Below are 519 nucleotides of genomic sequence, written 5' to 3' on the forward strand. Positions count from 1 at the left end.
CTGTAAAGTTCAACGTTTCGCACTGCGTCCACGTAATCGCGATACAACTGCTCAAGCTTTGTCTCCAATTCATTCTCCAGGTTTTCCTTTTTCAACTGCACTGCCTCTTGCTGCAGAATAGCTTCCTGGCGCAAGGCCTTATACTTTTTTCTGTAAAGCGGCACCCGTATTCCTATTTGTGGAAAAATAAATGCATCCTGACCATTGTCTGGCAGTGCCATAGCCGGGTCTAAATCTGTTCTTGAAGCAATATTGGTATAGGTCCCTCCAAGAGTAAAAGATGGTAAACCCATTTTTTTGGCTACAGTGAGCTGCTCTTCGAAACTCCTCGCCTGATGTTCGAGTTGTTCCAGGCGTGGGTTCTCAGCTAAGATCATTTCCAGAAGTATACTCTTTTCATTTAGAAGCTGTTCCTCCCAAAGACTGTCAGGGAACCCGAGAGGCTCTTGTAGTTCTTCATTTAGTAACTCCTCGAACTCTGTAAGCAGGGGAATCCTGCTGTCCTTTAAATATGCTAGC

Annotated in this window: 1 protein-coding gene; it reads right to left on the bottom strand. The window is 44.9% G+C overall.

Going from position 1 to position 519, the window contains the following annotated elements; all coding sequences use genetic code 11:
- The coding region (locus RM549_RS19410) for a TolC family protein (RefSeq protein WP_311687773.1) at nucleotides 1-519 on the bottom strand (519 nt) is incomplete at both ends.

This window comes from Autumnicola patrickiae, from assembly GCF_031846525.1.
GTDB classification, from domain to species: domain Bacteria; phylum Bacteroidota; class Bacteroidia; order Flavobacteriales; family Flavobacteriaceae; genus Autumnicola; species Autumnicola patrickiae.